Genomic DNA, 2,858 nt, shown 5'->3' on the forward strand with positions numbered 1-2,858 from the left:
CCTGCTGTGGCGAATTCTCCTGCTACGCTTGGTTTCCATACCTGCTCTCCTGTGTCACAATCTGAAGAGGAGTATGCAGAAAAATTATCCGGGAAAATACAACGCCGCTGGCTTACCGCTTACGTTCGAGCGGCACACCCGCAGCCAGCGCGCACGCAACGATGCCTCCGGTACTGGTACCGACCACCAAATCAAATGCTTTGCCGATGTCGATGACATCGAACCGTTTGAGGTTGCTGGTAACACGCGTGGCAAACGTGTCCAGAAAGGCCGCTTGATAGACCCCGCGCATACCACCGCCGTCCAGACATAGCACACGAAAGGGTGTCAACTGCTCCATGGGAGTCTCCTGGCAGGCCGATCTGCCCCGCCTACTTGTGCTTTTCCTTGCGGATGCCCTTGAACGGATCGGGGTCGGCTTTCTGGTCCATGAATCGGCCAGTGCCAGTGTCGCGCTTGGTCCAGCTCTGATTCTGTGGATTGAAGACCTGCGAACGTGCCCGAACTGCGCCTACGCGGGCACCGTCACCGACTGGTTTGTTCTTGGCCATTTCATGCTCCGATATGAGTGAAACCCCAGACTCGCCGAGGGGTGAGTGTTAAGTTAGCTAACCTTGAATCCATTTCTTGCCAATTATAGTATTTTTTTGTATCATATGCAACATAGTGCCAACCAAGGAGAACGTCATGCCTCTCACCAGAGAAGAGCTTGGACGACGCGTTCGTTCCGCGCGAGAGAGTTGCGGCCTGACGCAGGAGCAATTAGGCGAGGCGGTCGAGTTATCACGCATTGCCATTAGCCAGATCGAAGCCGGCAGCCGGTCGGTATCGAGCATCGAGCTGGACCGTATTGCCTATGCTGTCGGGCGCGACATCAAGGCTTTCTTTGCCGACGCTTTCGTTGAGCAGGATGCATTGGCGGCTCTGTTTCGTACCGAGGCACAACTTGCCGAACAGGTGGAGCTACGGCACGCCCTGCAGGATTGCCTGGCGCTGGGCCGGGAGATGACCAACTTGGAACGGCTGCTGGAAATCGACCGCGCACAGTTGCGCGCGGCATCTTATGAACGACCTGCACCCAAATCACGCTGGGATGCCATTCAACAAGGTCAACGCATTGCAACTGAGGAGCGGCAGCGGCTGGGACTCGGCGCGTCCCCCATTGGTGATCTAGTCGAACTATTCGAGTCGCAGGGCGTGCGCACCGGGCTGGTTACGCTACCCGATAACATTTCTGGCTTGACCTTGTGGGATGACAAGATCGGCATTTTTGTGGTCATCAATAGCGATCACTCTGCGCTACGCCGCCGCTTTTCGCTGGCGCATGAATATGCGCATGTGTTGATTGATCGCGAGCGATCCGGTGCCATCAGCCGCGCCGAGAACCGAACTGAACTGCTCGAGGTCAGGGCCAACGCCTTTGCGGCTGAATTTATGATGCCCGCCGAGGGTGTCGTACAGTTTGCCCAAGCCCTAGGTAAGGGCGGCGCGAGTCGTGCACAAGTCGCCGTTTTCGATGAGGCCGATGTGGTCCAAGTGGAACAGCGCGCGACTCCAGGCAGTCAGGACATCCAACTCTACGATGCCGCGCTGCTTGCTCATCACTTTGGCGTGAGCCGCATTTCGGCGTTGTATCGCCTGAAGAATTTACGCCTGATCGATGATCGCGAGTTTCAGCGCCTGAAGTCCGAAGAGGATACCGGAGCGGGCAGGGCGATCGCCAATTTCTTGGCCGCCGATGACCCGGTGGAGGAGCGGGGAACGCGAGATGAGTTCCGTCGCCGTTTTCTGGGGCTTGCACTGGAAGCCAATCGGCGCGAGGAGATCACCCAGAACAAACTGACCGAGTTGGCGGCAATGGTGGGTATGGGGCGGCACGATGTCGAGCGCGTACTCTCATCGGCCGGTCTCGGCCAAGCATGATAGGCGGATCGCCCTATGTCCGCTCCGGCCGTGACAACCGTCGTCATCACCGATACCAACGTGCTGATCAACTTTCTGCACATCGGCCAGTTGACACTGCTCGGCGAATTGTCCGCGTACCAGTTTCAATTGCCGACCGAAGTGCTGCAGGAGCTGACCGATCCCGAACAGAGAGCATCCGTCGATAACGCCATTGCCGCAGGTCAACTCGATCTGCTGATCATTGATGAGCTGGATGCACTTGCCCTATTCGGCGATCTGCGCGATCTGATGGGGCGCGGTGAGGCGGCCTGTCTGGCACTGGCCGCAACCGTTGGGTGTCATCTTGCCTCGGACGAGAAAAAGCGCTTTCGCCGCAAAGCCATCGAATTGATCGGTGAGGCGCGGATACTCGGAACAGAGGATCTACTCGTGCAAGCCATCCGCTACGGCCATATCACTGTGGCGCAAGCGGATAGATACAAGCTTGTACTTGCCAAAAACCGATACACGATGCCGTTCGCGAGTTTCGCGGAGCGTCTCTGAGCACAGGCCTCAGCATTTATGGCAAAGCACACCATCCATCTTTTCATGTGGGGTTACCAGCCCCACTACAGAATCCTGCTTGAGGTTCGCGCAAAGTAAGCGGTAACTGAGCGGCGTTGTATTTTCCCGGATAATTTTTCTGCATACTCCTCTTCAGATTGTGACACAGGAGAGCAGGTATGGAAACCAAGCGTAGCAGGAGAATTCGACACAGCAGGCAGGACTGGCAGGGGTTCGTGTCCGAGTTTCTGACCAGTGGTCAGGACTGCAAGAGTTTCTGTCGGGAGTAAGCGGTAAGCCAGCGGCGTTGTATTTTCCCGGATAATTTTTCTGCATACTCCTCTTCAGATTGTGACACAGGAGAGCAGGTATGGAAACCAAGCGTAGCAGGAGAATTCGCCACAGCAGGC

4 protein-coding genes are annotated in these 2,858 nt (G+C 56.5%); 2 read left to right on the plus strand and 2 right to left on the minus strand.

What is annotated here, in order from left to right; all coding sequences use genetic code 11:
• Positions 1 to 112 precede the first annotated feature (112 nt).
• Both IV91_RS0111105 and IV91_RS17335 read right to left on the minus strand, forming a co-directional pair.
• Positions 113 to 340, minus strand: coding sequence for a patatin-like phospholipase family protein (locus IV91_RS0111105; RefSeq protein ID WP_031598366.1), 228 nt, complete (start codon positions 338 to 340; stop codon positions 113 to 115).
• Positions 341 to 371: 31 nt separating this feature from the next.
• The gene (locus tag IV91_RS17335) at positions 372 to 551 is read right to left on the minus strand and encodes a hypothetical protein (RefSeq protein WP_082783479.1); all 180 of its coding nucleotides are present in this window, start codon (positions 549 to 551) and stop codon (positions 372 to 374) included.
• Positions 552 to 687: 136 nt separating this feature from the next.
• Here IV91_RS17335 and IV91_RS15925 point away from each other — a divergent pair, with 136 nt between their 5' ends.
• Entirely contained in the window at positions 688 to 1,923 is a 1,236-nt protein-coding gene (locus IV91_RS15925) for a helix-turn-helix domain-containing protein (RefSeq protein ID WP_035417878.1), read from the plus strand.
• Positions 1,924 to 1,938: 15 nt separating this feature from the next.
• Positions 1,939 to 2,448 (plus strand): hypothetical protein, encoded by a 510-nt coding sequence (locus IV91_RS0111120; protein WP_031598370.1) that lies wholly within the window; start codon positions 1,939 to 1,941, stop codon positions 2,446 to 2,448.
• Positions 2,449 to 2,858 lie beyond the last annotated feature (410 nt).

Origin of the sequence: Ferrovum myxofaciens (genome assembly GCF_000735045.1) — a bacterium.
Lineage (GTDB): Bacteria > Pseudomonadota > Gammaproteobacteria > Burkholderiales > Ferrovaceae > Ferrovum > Ferrovum myxofaciens.